This window comes from Bacteroides oleiciplenus YIT 12058, from assembly GCF_000315485.1.
Taxonomy (GTDB): domain Bacteria; phylum Bacteroidota; class Bacteroidia; order Bacteroidales; family Bacteroidaceae; genus Bacteroides; species Bacteroides oleiciplenus.
This window is the reverse complement of sequence record NZ_JH992940.1, coordinates 1,283,979-1,300,698: the sequence shown is the minus strand read 5'-3', so window position 1 is coordinate 1,300,698 and position 16,720 is coordinate 1,283,979. Positions and strand designations below refer to the sequence as shown.

Below are 16,720 nucleotides of genomic sequence, written 5' to 3'. Positions count from 1 at the left end.
TTCTTCGCAAATCGATAGGGTTTTTCTGTTCTGAACGATCTTATAAGTAGAAAACAAGAATTGTTCACCTTTAAAATCATATGAAGATGAAAAAGTTAGTTGGAATTACAGTCGGGTGGTTGATGGCATTTTTGCTGTTGGGCGTTTCACCTCTATGGGCACAGGACGAAGTTGAAAGCTATTTCACTATCACAGGGGTAGTGAAGAATAAGGATAACAAGCGGAAGCTGGAAAACGTGAATGTGTCTGTTCCCGGTACGAATATCGGAACCGTTACAAATGCTGACGGTGTGTTCTCTCTGAAGATTAAGGATGCGGAAGTTGTTCATGGATTGGAAGTTTCCCATATCGGATATCTTAATACTCAAATCTCCCTGAAGGAAAATAAAGATGTATCCAACCTGACAATCTGGATGCTGCCTGCCCCTAATCTGCTGAGTGAAATTGTCATTTTCGGCAATAATGGCCGGGCTCTTGTGGAAGAGGCTATTAAGAAAATCCCGGTGAACTATGCTGCAGATAAAAACCTGCTGACTGCATTCTATCGGGAAACTGTGCAGAAGAGGCGCCGTTACATCAGTGTGTCGGAAGCTGTTATAGATGTGTCTAAAACAGCCTACAGTGACCGTGACCCGGCGGGTGACAAAGTGCAGTTGCAGAGGGGGCGCCGCCTGTTGAGCCAAAAGACGAGCGATACGCTGGCGGTCAAGGTAGTGGGAGGCCCTAATCTGTCCATCTATCTGGATATTGTGAAGAACGGGGATGCATTGCTGAGTATGGAAAATCTGAATTACTATGATTTTCACATCGAGGAACCTGTGAACCTGGACAACCGTATGCAGTATGTGGTAAGTTTCCGTCCCAGAGTCAGCCTGATGTATGCGTTGTTCTACGGAAAGCTTTATATCGACTTCGAGAAACTGGCATTTACCCGTGCGGAATTCTCACTGGACATGCAGAACAGGGTGAAAGCTGTGGAAGCTATTCTCCACAAGAAGCCTCTCGGACTGCGCTTCAGACCGCAGGAAGTTTCCTATCTGGTGACGTATAAAGAAAAGAATGGAAAGACGTACCTGAACTATATCCGGAATGAAATCCGCTTCAAATGCGACTGGAAAAAGCGTTTGTTCTCTTCAAGCTACACGGCATTTTCTGAAATGGTGGTGACGGACAGAAAGGAGAATAACTTCGCGGCTATTCCCAGCAAGAAGGCTTTTAAGGAAAAACAAGTGTTCTATGATATGGTAGATGTATATTGGAATGAAGACTTCTGGAATGCATACAATATTATTGAACCTACAGAGTCTCTGGAGCATGCAGTGAGCAAATTGAAAAAGCAATCGCGTTAGATTTCAGATAGTTTTGCTTATATTTGGAGACCAACAATAATTCCGGGATATGCTGAATGAACTGTTCATACTGACTAAAATAAAAGAGGGCGATATAAAGGCGTTTGAGGAAATCTTCCGTCGTTACTATTCCCCTCTTTGCTGGTATGCCGCAGGTATTACGGGAGAGATGGAGGTTGCCGAGGAAATAGTGGAAGAATTGTTCTACGTCTTTTGGAAAGACCGGGAACACTTGCAGATTTTCCAGTCTGTAAAGAGCTATCTATACAAATCAGTGCGTAATGAGGCTCTCCAATATTGCCAGCACAAAGAGGTCAAAGAACGGTATCGTGAGTATGTATTGGCAGGCAATGCCACGGAACCGGTTTCCGATCCTCATCGGCAAATGGAGTACGAAGAGTTGCAGGGGCTGATTCGCCACACGCTTGATAAACTGCCCGGGCGCAGGCTCCGGATTTTTGAAATGCATCGCATGGAAGGAAAGAAATATGCGGAGATTGCCTCGCAACTCTCTCTGTCCGTTAAGACGGTAGAGGCTGAGATGACGAAAGCACTCCGAACCTTACGAAATGAAATTGATAATTATATTCTTACGAAATGATTGAAGTGAATAAAAATAGGACAAAGACGGATGAGGCATGGGAACGTTTGTATGCCCGTTTGGATGAAGACCACCTGCTGACAGAAGCAGGGAGGGGACGGGCAGTGCGCCGCAAACTTCTTCTGCAATGGGGAACGCTGGCGGCTGCCGTGATTGCGGGCTTTGTCTGGCTGGCGTCCACCCTGTGGTTGGTGCCGGGAAGTGAAAACATAGACCTTAACCTGGTGACACAAGAGAACAAGGAAGCATCTACACTGGTCACTACCCTTGAAGATGGTTCTGTAGTTTATCTGGCACAAGAAAGCACTTTGCAGTATCCCGAACATTTTGCTACGGATAAAAGAATGGTGAACCTACAGGGAGAAGCCTTCTTCGACGTGGCGAAAAAGCAAGAACAAACCTTCCTGATTGAGACGGAAAAGGTGCGGATAGAGGTGCTGGGCACGGCTTTCAATGTCCGCAGCCATGAAGATGGTCTTTTCAAACTGTCTGTAAGGCGGGGCAAGGTAAGGGTATCTATGAAGCAAGGCGGGCAAAGCGTGCTTGTGAACGCAGGAGAAACCGTTACGCTGCAGGCGCAACAGTTGCAACTGAGCGAGACGACGGATTTCGACGCATTCGGACGCTACACTAGGAATATACGTTTCAAGGACGAGTGTCTGGAAGACGTCTTGCGGGTAGTGAATGCGGAAGCCTCTGACTTGCAGATAAAGACCGGTTCATCCGTTTTAGGCAAACGGAAGCTGACTATTGAGTTTGAAGACAGTTCGCCCGAAGCGATGGCTGAACTGATTTGCTGGGCACTCGCTTTGAAGTGTTCCCGCGAAGGGGATAAGTTGATTCTGTCCGAATGATAACCTCAAATATATAAAGTAATGAAGCCGCATCGTTTCCTCATCATCCTTTTAGGACTGCTCCTCGTTATCGGTAGCATGAAAGCGGAGGGGGGAGATGTGCTGGACCGTATCATCAGGTTGCCCCGGGCGAAGGGGACGGTATATGCGTTGTTGGGGAAAGTCTCGGAGCAATCCGGATACCTTTTTGTTTATGACAGTAAGGTAGTGGACAATGATGCGGTAGTGAAGACGAAAGGGAAAAAGTGCACTGTCCGGCAGGCTATTTACGAAATAATAGGTAATAAGAGATTAGAACTTAAAGTTATAGGGCAGCATATCCTGATTCTGCCTCCTGTGGAAAAGATTGTAAGAACAGAAAAGGTGGCAAAAATACCTCAATCGGTTTTCTTTACTATCACCGGCACTTTGAGGGATAAGGAAACGGGCGAACCCGTATCCAATGCATCCGTCATAGTTCAAGGAACTTCAATAGGTAATATTTCAAATAAAGATGGGGAGTTCCGGCTTCACTTGCCGGACTCCCTGAAAAACAGCACTCTCTCGTTTTCGCATTTAGGCTATATGGCACAGACTATTGAAGCGGCTACGTTGGTTGGTCGTGACAATGTGCTGAATCTGGAACCTAAAGTAGTCCCTTTGCAGGAAGTATTGATAAGGCTGGTGGAACCAAAGAAATTACTACGGGAAATGCTTGAACGCCGGGAGGAAAACTATTCATTGGAACCCATCTATCTGACTACATTCTATCGTGAGGGGGTTCAGTTGAAGAATAAATTCCAAAGCCTGACGGAAGCTGTCTTCAAGGTATATAAGACTTCTTTGAAAGAAAAGAATGCGTTCGACCAAGTGAAGCTGTTAAAGATGAGCCGGATTGACAACCGGGAAAGTACCGACAGCCTGGTGGCTAAGATAAGAGCCGGCATCCAGGCCTGCCTGCAACTGGACATAATGAAAGACCTGCCGGATTTTTTCTCTGTTGATGAATTGAATAATCCGTATGTATATACCTCCGGCGACATCACATTCATAGACGACCGTTGTGTTAATGTGGTCTATTTTGAGCAAAGGCACGATGTTAAGGAACCGCTTTATTGTGGAGCACTGTATATTGACTCGGAAAACGGGGCTTTGGTGCAGGCCCGTATTGAGATGCAGCCCAAATACATCAAGAAAGCCACGCGGATTTTTGTAGTCCGGCAGGCGCCGAAAGTGAATCTGACAGCCCAGAAAATAGTATATACCATCTCCTATAAGCCCTGGAACGGGACTTATTATATTCATCATATTCGTGGCGACCAGTATTTCAGGATGAAGCGGAAACGTGCTTTCTCAAGCAATCCCATTCTGCACACATGGTTTGAGATGGTGACATGCAGGGTAGACAATGAGAATGTAACTCGTTTCCCACGTGCCGAAAGGCTGCCGACACGTACAGTTCTTGCCGAGGAAGACTTCAAGTATGACAAAAACTTCTGGGAGGATTTCAATGTCATTCCACTGGAAGAGGAACTCAGTAAGATTATAGAGAAAGTAGCGTTAAAGATAGAAAAAATAGGTCCGCAGGAAGAATAAGATTATCCGGATAGTTGTAATTTTGCAGCCGGAATCAATAAGTATTAGTATAAAAATGGAATTGCCTAAAGATCCGATGATGCTTTTCAGCTTCATCAATACAAAATTGCGTGATTGTTATTCTTCACTGGATGAGCTCTGCGATGATATGAATGTGAACAAAGAAACGATTGTAGGGCTGTTGCAGTCTGCCGGATTTGAGTATAGTGCAGAGCATAACAAGTTCTGGTGATTCGCATTGATTATTTCTTCTTCCGGTGTTCCTTCTTCAGGTAGAAGTTGAATCCGGCATATATTTGCAGCGTACCAAATCCGTTGTTCAGGGAAAAATTATCCCGGTAGTAATCGTACGTTCTGCCCAGGAATGAGGTGCCTACAAAGTATTTACTGTTATTATATACTACGCCTGCCCGCAATATAAAGTCTATATTGAAGTTTTTATACCATTCACTTGGCTCTTCCGCCGCCTTTTCAATCCGCGAAGTCTTATAAGCAACTGCCGGGCAGAGCGACAGACAGGCAAGGCAGTTACGTGCAAACACCCAGTTGTAGGCATAGCCGAAGTTGAGGCTGATGTTTGTGTATTTTATGTGCCTTACTTTCATGCCGGGGTTCATCGTTTCCTGAATCACTTCGGGCAGTTTTGTATAATCGAACTTCAGATTGTGTGTAGACACGGAAAGCCCGGCTATGAGCGAACCTGCATTTCGGCGCTGGTTGGTGGACTGGCTGAAAGCTGCCGGATAAGAAAAGTGCCGGTTATTGAAGATGTAGTATAGGTTCAACCCTTTCATGTTCACTTTCAAACCGTTGAAGTCCTCGGAGTAATTAGAAGGAATGCGGTCTGAGAAACCTGTCACATTGTGTATCTTATAATCGTTTCCTGTGCGGCGATAGAATATATCCACACCTAACTTTGAACTATAAAGGCTGAGGTCAAATTCTGTTCCCCTGTTTTTTCCGCTTTTCTTTCCGATGAGTCCGTCTGTATCCACAGACCACCCTAAGAATATCCAGCGCCAACCAAAATAAGCGCCTATCTTATTATGAGGGTTGGGGGTGAAGCGCAGCCGTTGGGGTTCGGGGGCAGAAGTACCTACGGAGTAATACTCGTAATTTGTGAAATGATCCAGCATTAAGGCGTAGTTGTAGCGATTGGGACTTATGTAGGTGGTATCAAAGTCATTGAAGTTGAGGAACTTCTTTATTACTTTCATGAAGCCTCCCTGTTGTTTTTTGATGCTGTCGTATACAATAGAGTCGTTCCCTCTGTTTTGAGCAAACAAAGCGAGCGGCAATAACATACATAACCAGACGACAAAGCCTTTCAACATCAACCTTATTTTAAATTCTTATCAATTTGATGGATTAATTTGAAAGACAAACGCTTATGGAAGTTCTGAAAAGTCTAAGGTAACGATTTGGAGATTGTGCTAATTTCAGTACTTTACAGTCTCATACTTATGAACAACTTTTATAGGACAAAGATACTATTTTTTTTGAATAAGAGAATAATTTCACAGGAAAAATAGAAATTTTATGGGGAAGTGTTCTGATAGCATGTCGTTGTAGATTGTAGGGAGGGGATGTAAAACGGCAGGCACATAGAATTTCCGATATTCAGAAAGCCGTATTCCCAAAATAGAGATTATTTTTGAAAGAATCACATAATCCGCTAAGAATAAAAGTTTATGCGGATCATCAAAAAACGAGGTAACGAGTTGGCAACCGTTCTGGTTTCTACATACTTGCATCAATTGCGTTGATGTGCAACTCACTTTATGTAAAGGTACGATTTTTTACGGAACATGCAAAACACCTTTGATTTTTCTTTTTTAGCAACCGTCAAAAACAATCTTTCGGTTTCATATCCCGGTCACAAAGGCGGTACAGTCTCTTTATGAAAAGTAAACAAAGGTCAGGCAGGATTGAAACAGACTGTTACGAGAACAGTCAGAAAAGGATTGCATACAGGAATTACAGTCTGATACCGGGCAGGGGACGACTTTGTGCCAAAGTCCAAAAAGAGGTTCTTTTTCCAGACGGCAAACTCCCTCACCTCTAAAAAACAGTCTGTGGCTGGCGCACGCAAACGTCCAGCCTTTATGCGGACAGTCTTAATGCCCGCAGCCTGTACAAGTGCGTAAAAAACAGGTAAATGGAATCTTCATCCGCTTCCCCGCGCCTTGCCGACACTCCTATATTCCCGTTCCAACACCTGCTCGATCTCGCTCCTCTTGTACAAGACCTTGCCACCAAGTACATAGTAAGGCAGCGTGCCGTTGCTCCGATACTCGCCCAATGTCCTGCGGCTGACTTTCAGCATACACGCCACCTCACTGTCGCACAGGTACACGTCTTCTTTTGGCGGAACCGCGCCATCTCCGAAAATGCCGTCAATCATCGCCGACAGCCGGTCGATACGCTCGTGGATGGACTGCATCCACGCATCGTCTTTCGTTTTCAATTCATTAAACATTATATAGATTAATTTGTTATATGACTCATTTTGTGACTGATTCTGAAGTTGTGTAATCCACAAGCAATAAGAATCACCATATCTTCGAAACCGAATTTATGGCATCTGAATCGTTCTTTGACAATACGGCATTTTTTCATACCACCTATGGCATGCTCCACTTTAATCCTAACTCCGGAAATCCGCTTGTTCTCTTGTTTTTCAACACAAGTAAGCTCTTTCCCTTTAGGTTTCTTTTTGGGCATGCATATTTCAACTCCATCCGGTTTGTGTCCGATGAAACCTGTATCCTGCCAGAGCCTAATACCTTTGGGAAGTAGAAGAGGTTCTTCATCACAAATCTTTTTGTCATGGACATGACCTTTGTATGTGGAGCTCAACCATACAATCCGAAGATTGTTAGTACATAACAGGTTATTCTTTATGCTATGAGTTTTTTTTACCACTATAGCATGCAGACTGCCAGTCTTCATCCAAAGGACGCTGAATAGGTCGCTCGGTTCCGTCCAACAAGACTTCTTCGCACCCTTGAAGAATGTGTATCAGACGTTTGGAGTTACGGTCAGGCAATTCACCAAGCGTTTTCAATGTACGCCGGAGAATCTCAGAAAGAAGGTGAATCCATCTATTGGCCTGGGGCTGGGTCATCTCAAACTGAATAGCATGGAGTTCCTGAAGGGGATTGGTCTTCAGATATACCAATATGAAGAACATTTTGTCCTGAATCAGAGACAACACTGTTGTAAGATATACGTTGGCGCACTTTACCTTCCAAGGTAAAATGGCTGTAATATTCATCCCAATGGTACTTGAAAGTTATTAGCAAAGCGTCAAACTCTGCAGGAGTTAATCCTGTCGCAGCAAGCACTTGGCTATGACGGTGGCGAATCTTGTCGTAATACATCAATTGAACTTTTTAGATCACAAAGATAAATCAAAGAACGCTTTAATCAATTATTCGATATAAACTCTATTATACATACTGCTCATTTGTCTTTTGTTGATACTTCAGTTCAATTCCTTCAAATGGTGTGCCCCCTGTAGCGTGCATCCTTGCGTCTGTCCTCCACTTTCGTGACGATACGCTCCACGTCTTCCGGCAGGTAATAGGTACGGTTGCCTATCTTGGTATAGGCGAGCGTGCCGTTATCCCGCAAGGTCTGCAAGGTGCGCTTGCTGATTTTCAGCTTCAGGCAGACATCCTGGTGGTCGAGCCAGCCAGCCGTCCTCTTCACGCCTTTCAAATCCAGATGGGGATTCCCTCCACCCTATGTATGAACCGTTCGATTTTCATGGCAAATTCCTCGAACGCCTTCCTTTCAAAACATACGGTTTCCATAACAATCCGATTTTATGTTGATACTTCAAATTCATACCATCCGGAGAAACGGTCACTCGTGGTGCCGGTATAACAGCGCATGGAAGAATTTAATCTGAAAACTGACCGTGCAGATGTTATTGTTCCCGCCGCTGAGATATTTCTGATAATTGCAGGTATTGTCAAAGCTGAGTATATCCATGTTCCGGTCATTGGCTTAGCAGATGGTATTATTGACAATTTGTATGCCATATACCTGAAAACGGAATAAAAGGAATTGTGCATAGCTGTTTTAACTAGGGGATATTCAGTAAATCCTATAAAATTAGCCAACTAATTCATACTAAAAGTATTGCGAATTAGTTGGCTTTTTGTATCTTTAGGTATTTCCCCTAAAATTTTGAAGAACGATTGACAAATGCTTCAGCGGAGTCGTTCAATGCTAAAATCAAAGCTCTTCGAAGCCAGTTTAGAGGGGTGGCTGATCTGAAATTCTTCATGTTCAGACTGGCTAGGCTATACGCTTAAAGGAAAGCTTGCCAACCGGAAAAATCCGCTGCCCCTGGAAAAAGCAGCATAGCCAAAAGAAAATATAGCAGAACTGTAAAATATAAAAGAGTTTGTGCCAACGTTTTGACACAAACTTAGCAGATTACTATTCAGCTGATACCTATTCTGAAAGATGTAAACAACTTGTTTCTTAGATAGCCTTATAAATATTCTACTACTTATTACAGTTCATTTAGAAATGTTATTCTCACTTTTATTCCTCCGCTTTTTCACTTGCTCCACTGCTTCAGATATGATTCCCTTGTTTTCAAAACGCTGCGTGTAATTGGTGTAATCCGGGTGAATACGTTCGTAAGTTGGGTCAGTGAATAAGGGACTCGTAATAATGTGGTCCGCAGTCGAACGGTTACAGCAGAAAACAATATTTTCAACTCCAGCCAGTCTGGTCAATGCTTTCACATCCGTATCATGCGGCTGTAGTGTCATCGGATCTGTAAAAAAGAACAGATAGTCTATTTCTCCTTCTACGATCCGCGAACCAATTTGCTGGTCACCTCCTAAAGGACCAGATTTCAGGATTGTGATATCCCATTTGATTTCAGGATGTTTTTCTTCAAGGGCTTTTTTAATTAGTGTACCGGTTGTACCCGTACAATAGAATTTATGTCCTATCAGACGTTCCGAGTTCCAGAGAACCCACTCTATCATGTCTTTTTTCATTGCATCGTGTGCAACAAGTCCAATTCTACGAACAATTGTTTCCATAAAGCTAAATTATTTTATTTTTATATGATAATTATAATAACAAAAAAACTAATTCTATTGAAGGCCGGAGGATGACCGGATAAATCTGAGCAATTCTTTGTTTGCCTGGCTATCCATGACGGTTTCCCGTTTTTCTTCAAAAAGATTGAGTGTTGTGGAGCATTCCCCACAGATGTCAATGCCTACTACCTGTTCTTTCTGAAGAATAACAGCCAGCAGTTTCTCCAATTCCCATAAGCTGAGAGAACCTTGATCCCAGTTTGTTGCTGCCGAAGCCGGATTCAAGACATCCTTGTCTATGGAAATGTAAACCGGTCCGTTGATATGTCCGGAAGAAAAGTTCTGCCAACCCTCTTCGTGCATGAGCGTAGTTTCACTGTAAAACCGAACTTGTCTTTCATATCCTTTCGGCACAGCCTGTATCAGTTTGTCTGAAGAACCTACGATAATTACTTTCTTGCAGTTGTTGTTATGGTCCAATATATCCTTTACCCAACTTCCGCAAGAAAGTATGTTGTCAAACAACGGTGGCTGCATATCGGGATGGTGGTCGAACACAATCAGCGAAAACGGAGTTTCAAGTTTGTCTGTCCAGAATTTAGTCAAATAATGATAATTGCCTGAATCGATGAAATGGACTCCCTCCGCCGGATAATCAGCAATCATCCCCTTCAAAGCCAAAGCCCCCTCCCTGTCACAGTAGCCATCTGTACCATAAAGATGACGACAATCCAGCCATATAAATTTATTGTTCCGGGCAAACGCCTCGTAGTCATACACTCCCGTGAAGTTCATGATGATGATCGGCCATGCTATCCGTTTATCTGTTTTTTGATTTTGCCCGCTCATACGTTGTTTTTGCATATCCTTTTACTGTTCATTAAAACCATCGTACATAACAGAAATCTTGTCGGTGAGGTAACAAAGCATTCTTGGGATACATACGGAAGGCCTGCTTGAAGCTTCCAGCGTTGAAAATGCCGGATGTCGCCTTAAAGGTATATAAATTCCCATTCTTGGAAACCGGCAAAAGGGGAATAACCTCATATATGTGATCCTGACCGTCTTCACGCCTGATAATGACCGATTCTATTCCGATTGCGTCATCCAGGCCTTTCTCATCAACGACAACCGTCACCTCATATTCCTTTCCGGCTTCAACCGTGGCATTCAGCCCATTCCCTGCCTCTATGGATTTGATTTCTATGGCATCCCATCTGCTTCGGACGTTTGCTTTCCAGTCAGCCATCATTTTCGCCTTCGCAAAGTTGTCGGCTGCCAGAATGTGGAAATGCTCTGACAGTTTGTTATAGAACCTGTCATAGTAGTCGTCCAACTGTCTTTTCATGGTAAAATGGGGAGCGATTTGTGCGATTGAGTTCTTGATATACTTGACCCAGTCTTCCGAATAGTTCTTCCCCCCATGCTCGTAATACAGTGGCAGGATGTCATGCTCCAACAAATAATAGATGGCTTCGGCATCCAGCTGGTTTTGGTACTGTTCATTCTGATAAGTCCTTTTATCAGTCAGTGCCCATCCAGCATCCTTACGGTATCCTTCATACCACCAACCGTCCAGCACGGAGAAATTAAGCACACCGTTCATCAATGCCTTCTCGCCCGACGTACCCGAAGCTTCTGCCAACCGCGTAGGGGTGTTCATCCAAATATCCACCCCCGAGATAAGATGGCGTGCCAGGTCCATGTCGTAATTCTCCAAGAATATGATTTTACCTAAAAATTCCGGACGCCGGGATATTTCCACGATTTGCTTGATCAGCCCCTGCCCGGCACCGTCATTGGGATGGGCTTTGCCTGCAAAGATGAACTGTACCGGATATTTCGGATTATTCACAATCCTGGCAAGTCGGTCTATATCCGTGAACAGAAGATGAGCCCTCTTATATGTAGCAAAACGGCGTCCGAAGCCTATTAGAAGAGCATCGGGATTGAATCTCTCAAAAATGGAAACGCTCAATGCCGGATCAATCTGACTCCTGAGCCAGTCCTTGCTGCATTTGCTTTTGATATAGTCCAGCAATTTTGCTTTCTGTTTTAACCGGGTATTCCATATCTCTTCATCCGGGATGCCATAGACGGCCTCCCAGATTTTCTGATTGGACTGGTCGCAGAAAAAATTCTCATCAAAATTGTCCTTGAAAAGCTTTTTCCATTCTGCCGCACACCAGGTAGGCAGATGTACCCCGTTGGTTACATAACCCACATGGTTCTCTTCCGGGAAGTATCCCTTCCAGATCGGCGCAAACATTTGCTGGGATACCGATTTATGCAACTTGCTGACACCGTTTACCTCCTGGCAGGTCTTGCAGGCGAAGACAGACATGCAGAAACGTTCCTCCTTGTCTCCCGGATTGTGACGCCCGAGATCCATCAGGTTATCCCAGGTTATACCCAACTTGCCAGGATATCCCTTCATATATTTATTGAAAAGCCCTTCGTCAAAATAATCATGACCAGCGGGTACGGGAGTATGTACGGTATAAAGTGAGGAAGCACGTACCAGCTCCATGGCCTGCCCGAAATTCAAGCCGCCATTTATGTAATCACAAAGCCGCTGGATATTGATCAGTGCGGCATGCCCCTCATTACAGTGATATACATCTTTCGTTATACCTAAAGCTCTCAGCGTTATCATCCCGCCTATGCCAAGCAGTATTTCCTGTTTTAGCCGATTCTCCCAGTCGCCTCCATACAGATGGTGAGTGATAGGGCGGTCAAACTCGCTGTTGAGTTCATTGTCCGTATCCAGCAGATAAAGGGGAATACGCCCCACACTGGCTTTCCAGACATTGGCATGTACCACAAAACTGTCGGCATAGGGGACGTGGATTACCAGTTGTTTCCCATCCGGTTGCATTACCTTTTCAATCGGGAGCTGCCCGAAATTCTGCGCTTTATAATTGACTGTCTGCTGGCCGTCCATGGAAAGCGACTGGTCAAAATAACCGTAACGGTACAAAAGTCCTATGGCACAAAGGTCCACATTGCTGTCCGACGCCTCTTTCAGGTAATCCCCCGCCAACATTCCCAAACCGCCGGAATATATCTTAAGGACTTCATCCAAGCCGTATTCCATGCTGAAATAAGCTATTGACGGGCGCTGGTGATCCGGTTCCACATCTACGTATTTTTTGAAGGCGGAATAGACGGCATCCATTTTATAGACAAAGTTCTCATCATGTGCCAGCGCTACAAGCTTCTCATAATTTATCCGCTCCAGAAACAATACCGGATTCTGTTCCACCTCTTTCCAAAGTTCCGAATCCAAATCACAATACAGTTTCTTTGCGTCATCATTCCATGTCCACCAGAGATTATGTGCGATTTCTGCAAGTTTTCGCAGTTCTGCAGGAAGATGTGAACCTACTGTAATCTCCCTCCACTGAGGGGTATTTACATTATAACTTGAATATTCCATGACATTTTAATTAAATAAGTCCTAATCTTTATTCAGTCCTTTTATTATTTTTCGTTTACCGACAATCCATACCGTATCATTCTCCTTGAAAATTGTATCAGGGTCTGGATTCATAATATTCACGGTACTCCTCTCTATTCCGATAATGATGCTATCCGATATGTCTGCCTCCCGGATCGTCTTTCCGATCAATGGTGAACCTCCTTCGACAGGAAATTGCCCTATTTCCATCTCATCCTGCGAGGATGTTCCGTTCCCGTTCCTTTCTACCTTCTTTTGCTCCATGGATGTCCGGAAGCTTTCCAACTGTCGGTCCGTACCTACGACCGTAACCTTGTCATATGGATAGAGATGTTCTTCCCCTTGTGGTATATCTAGGCGTTTTTCTCCACGGGTGATTGAAATCACATTTATCTGAAACAAGGTGCGCAAGCTGCTTTCTTTTAATGTTCTGCCCACATATATGGAATCAGGGGATACTGTGAAATCCGCCAAATGTAATTCCTTGAACGGGATATTGCTGCCAAGGGTGGAGCCTGTATCACTTTCTGTAGAAAGTCCATTCCCGTCCGTCCCCTGAAAGTTTGCCATAAATTGTCTCTCTATAGTCAGCGACCGTTTCTTGATCCGCTTGGAAAAATAAATGACGGCAATGATAATGGAAGAGACTACCAACCCGGCTCCCAAGGCAACATTGAAAAGATGGGTAATGATACTCATCATGATAATCGTGCAGATCAGTATTTTGACAAGTACTATTGATACCAAAGGCCCTCTGTTGAACTTGTTGTCCGTCCAGAGTTTACGGAACTCGGTTGAATTGTTCCTTTTCATGATGATGGCCCATAGAAACGGGGATATGACAAGAAAGATGATGATGAAGCCCAACAAGTTCCCTTCCATTCCCGGCAGACTTTTCCTAATCAAAGGATGCACATAGGAAAAATATAAAGTGATGAAAAAAACGCATACGACCAGATAGAGTGTGACAGACACCAGCATAGACCGGATCAGTTTATGCCAAGTACCCTGGTGTTTTACAGTCATTGCCCCGGACGTATAGTGTACGAGATAATCTTTCAGGGATTCAGGCATGTGGATGTCTATAAACCGGTATGCTGGTTCCGAAAGCCGTATCATATAGGGGGTAAGAAAAGTCGTTATGACAGATACTGCCACTATGACCGGATAGAGATACTTGTCCGTAACATTCAGACTGACGCCTAAAGATGCGATGATGAATGCGAATTCACCGACCTGTGTCAGTGAAAAGCCGGACTGTATGGCAATTTTCAACGGCTGGCCGGAAAGCAAGACACCAAAGCTCCCGAACAGTACCTGACCGGACAGTACCAGCAATGTCAGGATGAGAATAGGGACGGCATATTCCCACATCATGGCAGGATCGATCATCATTCCTACCGACACGAAAAATATGGAAGCGAACAGGTCTTTTACCGGCTGTACGATATGTACGATTTTTTCCGCTTCAACGGTCTCTGCCAGCAGGGACCCCATGACAAAGGCTCCCAATGCGGCAGAAAATCCCGCTTTTGTCGCAATCATCACCATTCCCAGGCAAAGTCCCAGAGAGGTTATCAATAAAATCTCGTTGCTGGTGAAACGGCGTATCTTCTTCAGCAGGGTAGGTATCAGATAGATACCCAATGCCGACCAGAAAATCAGGAAAGCGGCCAGCTTCAATATACTTTCCAGCATCTCCTTCCCTTCAAAATGTTTGCCTACCGCCAACGTGGAAAGAACAACCATCATCACTACAGCCACCAGATCTTCGATAACAAGAATCCCCAAGACAATGCCAGTGAATTTCTGTTGGAGAAGTCCCATGTCATTGAAGGCCTTGAATACGATGGCCGTGGACGACATGGACAACATTCCACCCAGAAAAATACTGCTCATGTGGGAGAACCCCATTGCATTCCCCGCTGTATAACCTATGAACATCATGCCACATACAATAGTGACAGTGGCAACGATAGCCGTAATGCCCACATTTATCAATTTCTTGAACGAAAAGTCCAGTCCCATCGCGAACAGCAGAAAAATGACACCGATGTCCGCCCATATTTTGATATTGGCAGGATCGGAAACAGTCGGGACCAAAGAAACGGAAGGACCCGCCATAATACCGGCTACAATGTAGCCCAATATGACCGGTTGCTTCAGCCACTTGAAAATGACGGTTACAATACCGGCAATAATCAGAATTATGGCAAGATCCGATATTAAGGGAGCAACTTCTGACATATTAACGGTTATTTTAGATCGATAATTCGTTAAGGACCCGGATCAGGCTTTTGTCAATAGGCTTGTCCTTTTTGATTGCCTGGACAAAAGGAACATAAACAATCTCGTTGTTCCGTATGCCTATCATAACATTTCGCTGGCCTTCCATTAAGGCCTGGATTGCGGCTTCACCCAGCCGGCTTGCCAGTATACGGTCATTGGCACTCGGAGCACCACCCCGTTGCAGATGGCCCAGGATAGAAACCCTGACATCATACCCGGGATATTCCTTCTTTACCCGGTCGGCGTAATATATGGCACCTCCATTCTTGTTTTCAGGACTTTCGGTCACAATTACGATGCTGCTGTTTTTCGTCTTTCTGAATCCGCGCCCGATGAATGTTTCCAACTGGTCCACGTCCGTCCTGTCCTCCGGGATGATGGCCGCTTCAGCACCGGAAGCTATTGCGCTGTTTTGTGCCAGGAAGCCCGCATCACGCCCCATCACTTCGACAAAGAAGATACGGTCATGGGAGGTTGCCGTGTCCCTGATTTTATCCACGCATTCCACAATGGTGTTCAATGCCGTATCATATCCTATGGTAAAATCGGTACCATATAGGTCATTGTCAATGGTGCCGGGCAATCCTATGCACGTCACATCATACTCCTCCGCAAAGATACGGGCTCCCGTCAGGGAACCGTCTCCACCGATAATTATCAAAGCATTGATGTTCTCTTTCTGTATGACCTTATAAGCTTTCTTGCGTCCTTCGGGAGTGGTGAAAGTCTCGGAGCGAGCTGTTTTCAGTATGGTGCCTCCCCTCTGGATAATGCTACTTACATCTTCCGTCGTGAGTTCTTTCACTTCACCGGCAATCAGCCCCTCGTAACCTCTATAAATTCCTTTCACTTTAAATCCGTTAAAAATGGCGGCGCGGGTCACGGCACGGATAGCCGCGTTCATTCCTGAAGCATCCCCTCCGGAAGTCAGAATTCCAATATACTTGTTATCCATAATTTGTTTTTTATATTTTAATTAATCAGGCAAAATTAGAAAGCAACTGTTTTAGCCTTTTTCTGCTATAAAAGATACGGCTTTTTATCGTACTCAGTGACACTCCTATCTTTGCGGCTATTTCCCGATATTTGACTCCGGTACAACATAAAAACGACATAATGTGCTTTAGGCAATGTTTTAAGGGCTTCCCTTATCTCTTTTGCATCATGCCCGTTATCCACGAAAATGAAAGAGTCATCCCTTAACAGGAAATGATATTCAGGTTCTGATAATACATATAAATTCCCTCGTATTTTCTTTGTCCGGCAATTATTGATAAATGCATTGCGCATGATGGTATACATCCAGCCTTTAAAATTCGTACCGGAATCAAACTTATCCTTATTATCCAACGTCCTCAACATTGTTTCCTGCAACAAGTTTTCTGCTTCATCCTTGTCAGCAGTCAGTTTATATGCAAAACAATGCAGTTCATTCTGAAGGGCTACCAGCGCTTTATCGAAATCAAATCCTCTCATTATATTTATTTTGGAATTCAAATATCCGGGTGAAGGCATTCCCT

At 44.3% G+C, this 16,720-nt stretch carries 15 protein-coding genes and 4 pseudogenes; 7 read left to right on the top strand and 12 right to left on the bottom strand.

What is annotated here, in order from left to right; translation table 11 throughout:
• Window positions 1-86 precede the first annotated feature (86 nt).
• The 5 genes from HMPREF9447_RS05655 to HMPREF9447_RS05635 are packed head-to-tail and all read left to right on the top strand — an operon-like array spanning window position 87 to window position 4,611.
• Window positions 87-1,349 carry a carboxypeptidase-like regulatory domain-containing protein gene (locus tag HMPREF9447_RS05655; protein WP_009128737.1) on the top strand — a complete coding sequence of 421 codons (1,263 nt, stop codon included), beginning with the start codon at window positions 87-89 and terminating at the stop codon, window positions 1,347-1,349.
• 49 nt (window positions 1,350-1,398) lie between these two features.
• Window positions 1,399-1,950, top strand: coding sequence for an RNA polymerase sigma-70 factor (locus HMPREF9447_RS05650; RefSeq protein WP_009128736.1), 552 nt, complete (start codon window positions 1,399-1,401; stop codon window positions 1,948-1,950).
• Window positions 1,947-2,804, top strand: a complete 858-nt coding sequence (locus HMPREF9447_RS05645; RefSeq protein ID WP_009128735.1) for a FecR family protein — start codon at window positions 1,947-1,949, stop codon at window positions 2,802-2,804. The genes HMPREF9447_RS05650 and HMPREF9447_RS05645 overlap by 4 nt, the downstream gene beginning before the upstream one ends.
• 21 nt (window positions 2,805-2,825) lie before the next feature.
• Window positions 2,826-4,379: a carboxypeptidase-like regulatory domain-containing protein gene (locus HMPREF9447_RS05640; protein ID WP_009128734.1), complete on the top strand. Its 1,554-nt coding sequence runs from the start codon at window positions 2,826-2,828 to the stop codon at window positions 4,377-4,379.
• Between the two features lie 55 nt (window positions 4,380-4,434).
• Window positions 4,435-4,611 carry a DUF4250 domain-containing protein gene (locus HMPREF9447_RS05635; RefSeq protein ID WP_007213229.1) on the top strand — a complete coding sequence of 59 codons (177 nt, stop codon included), beginning with the start codon at window positions 4,435-4,437 and terminating at the stop codon, window positions 4,609-4,611.
• A 10-nt stretch (window positions 4,612-4,621) separates the two neighbouring features.
• Here the strand turns inward: HMPREF9447_RS05635 and HMPREF9447_RS05630 are convergent, their stop codons facing one another.
• The 5 genes and pseudogenes from HMPREF9447_RS05630 to HMPREF9447_RS05610 form a co-directional block, all read right to left on the bottom strand.
• The gene (locus tag HMPREF9447_RS05630; protein ID WP_009128733.1) at window positions 4,622-5,713 is read right to left on the bottom strand and encodes a DUF4421 domain-containing protein; all 1,092 of its coding nucleotides are present in this window, start codon (window positions 5,711-5,713) and stop codon (window positions 4,622-4,624) included.
• Window positions 5,714-6,546: 833 nt separating this feature from the next.
• Window positions 6,547-6,858 (bottom strand): helix-turn-helix domain-containing protein, encoded by a 312-nt coding sequence (locus HMPREF9447_RS05625; protein WP_004295270.1) that lies wholly within the window; start codon window positions 6,856-6,858, stop codon window positions 6,547-6,549.
• A gap of 8 nt (window positions 6,859-6,866) precedes the next feature.
• Entirely contained in the window at window positions 6,867-7,331 is a 465-nt protein-coding gene (locus HMPREF9447_RS29405) for an IS5 family transposase (RefSeq protein ID WP_005650024.1), read from the bottom strand.
• Window positions 7,285-7,656, bottom strand: coding sequence for a helix-turn-helix domain-containing protein (locus HMPREF9447_RS05615; RefSeq protein ID WP_005641938.1), 372 nt, complete (start codon window positions 7,654-7,656; stop codon window positions 7,285-7,287). The genes HMPREF9447_RS29405 and HMPREF9447_RS05615 overlap by 47 nt, the downstream gene beginning before the upstream one ends.
• A 224-nt stretch (window positions 7,657-7,880) precedes the next feature.
• Window positions 7,881-8,197: pseudogene (locus tag HMPREF9447_RS05610) on the bottom strand (helix-turn-helix domain-containing protein).
• Window positions 8,198-8,270: 73 nt separating this feature from the next.
• Here HMPREF9447_RS05610 and HMPREF9447_RS28755 point away from each other — a divergent pair.
• Window positions 8,271-8,447 (top strand): annotated as a pseudogene (locus tag HMPREF9447_RS28755) (Ppx/GppA family phosphatase); the annotation flags it as partial.
• A gap of 128 nt (window positions 8,448-8,575) precedes the next feature.
• Window positions 8,576-8,704: pseudogene (locus HMPREF9447_RS27680) on the top strand (transposase); the annotation flags it as partial.
• Between the two features lie 210 nt (window positions 8,705-8,914).
• Here the strand turns inward: HMPREF9447_RS27680 and HMPREF9447_RS05605 are convergent.
• The 7 genes and pseudogenes from HMPREF9447_RS05605 to HMPREF9447_RS05580 form a co-directional block, all read right to left on the bottom strand.
• Window positions 8,915-9,451, bottom strand: coding sequence for a methylglyoxal synthase (locus HMPREF9447_RS05605; RefSeq protein ID WP_004295275.1), 537 nt, complete (start codon window positions 9,449-9,451; stop codon window positions 8,915-8,917).
• A gap of 54 nt (window positions 9,452-9,505) precedes the next feature.
• Entirely contained in the window at window positions 9,506-10,315 is an 810-nt protein-coding gene (locus HMPREF9447_RS05600) for an arginase family protein (RefSeq protein ID WP_004295276.1), read from the bottom strand.
• 16 nt (window positions 10,316-10,331) lie between these two features.
• Window positions 10,332-12,890: an alpha-glucan family phosphorylase gene (gene glgP, locus HMPREF9447_RS05595; RefSeq protein ID WP_004295277.1), complete on the bottom strand. Its 2,559-nt coding sequence runs from the start codon at window positions 12,888-12,890 to the stop codon at window positions 10,332-10,334.
• A 21-nt stretch (window positions 12,891-12,911) separates the two neighbouring features.
• Complete coding sequence (locus HMPREF9447_RS05590) at window positions 12,912-15,158, bottom strand: cation:proton antiporter domain-containing protein (protein ID WP_004295278.1); 2,247 nt, start codon at window positions 15,156-15,158, stop codon at window positions 12,912-12,914.
• 13 nt (window positions 15,159-15,171) lie between these two features.
• A complete protein-coding gene (gene pfkA / locus HMPREF9447_RS05585; RefSeq protein ID WP_004295279.1) occupies window positions 15,172-16,155 on the bottom strand; it encodes a 6-phosphofructokinase in 984 nt (327 codons plus the stop codon).
• A 25-nt stretch (window positions 16,156-16,180) separates the two neighbouring features.
• Window positions 16,181-16,255: pseudogene (locus HMPREF9447_RS29015) on the bottom strand (RNA polymerase sigma factor); the annotation flags it as partial.
• Window positions 16,221-16,676 (bottom strand): RNA polymerase sigma factor, encoded by a 456-nt coding sequence (locus HMPREF9447_RS05580; RefSeq protein ID WP_005641942.1) that lies wholly within the window; start codon window positions 16,674-16,676, stop codon window positions 16,221-16,223. The gene HMPREF9447_RS05580 and the pseudogene HMPREF9447_RS29015, both read right to left, overlap by 35 nt.
• Window positions 16,677-16,720: the final 44 nt, after the last annotated feature.